Annotated in this window: 1 protein-coding gene and 1 pseudogene; both read left to right on the top strand. The window is 70.4% G+C overall.

Annotation, left to right across the window (positions count from 1 at the left end):
• On the top strand, nt 1-370 hold a 370-nt coding region (locus tag IH13_RS0131865), incomplete at its 5' end, for a GltB/FmdC/FwdC-like GXGXG domain-containing protein (protein ID WP_031089859.1).
• A pseudogene (gltD, locus tag IH13_RS0131860) lies at nt 363-823 on the top strand (glutamate synthase); the annotation flags it as partial. The gene IH13_RS0131865 and the pseudogene gltD, both read left to right, overlap by 8 nt.

The raw sequence follows: 823 nt of genomic DNA, 5'->3' as shown, positions 1-823 counted from the left end.
GACCGGCGGCCACGCCGTCGTCCTCGGTGAGACCGGCCGCAACTTCGCCGCCGGGATGTCGGGCGGCATCGCCTACGTCCTCGACCTGGACCCCGACAACGTCAACACCGGGAACCTCGGCGCCGTCGAAACCCCCGGCGACACCGACCGGCAGTGGCTGCACGACGTCGTGCGGCGCCATCAGGAGGAGACCGGCTCCACGGTCGCCGGAAAGCTGCTGGCCGACTGGGACACCGCCGTGACCCGGTTCAGCAAGATCATCCCGTCCACGTACAAGGCAGTGCTCGCCGCCAAGGACGCCGCCGAGCTCGCCGGTCTCTCCGAGCAGGAGACCACCGCGAAGATGATGGAGGCGGCGACCCATGGCTGACCCCAAGGGCTTTTTGAGCACGGGCCGCGAGGTCGCGCCGACCCGCCCCGTCGAGGAGCGCGTCAAGGACTGGAACGAGGTCCACGTCCCCGGCTCGCTGCTGCCGATCGTCAGCAGGCAGGCGGGCCGCTGCATGGACTGCGGCATCCCGTTCTGCCACCAGGGCTGCCCGCTCGGCAACCTCATCCCCGAGTGGAACGACTTCGCCTACCGCGAGGACTGGTCCGCCGCCTCCGAGCGCCTGCACGCCACGAACAACTTCCCGGAGTTCACCGGGCGGCTGTGCCCGGCCCCCTGCGAGTCGGCGTGCGTCCTCGGCATCAACCAGGCGCCCGTCACCATCAAGAACGTCGAGGTCTCCATCATCGACAAGGCCTGGGACAACGGCGACGTCACCCCGCAGCCGCCCGAGCGCCTCTCCGGCAAGACCGTCGCCGTCATCGGCTCCCGCCC

It is taken from the genome of Streptomyces sp. NRRL WC-3549 (assembly GCF_000721935.1).
Taxonomy (GTDB): domain Bacteria; phylum Actinomycetota; class Actinomycetes; order Streptomycetales; family Streptomycetaceae; genus Streptomyces.
Note: the sequence above shows the minus strand (reverse complement) of the source record. Positions and strands in the feature narration are given on the sequence as shown.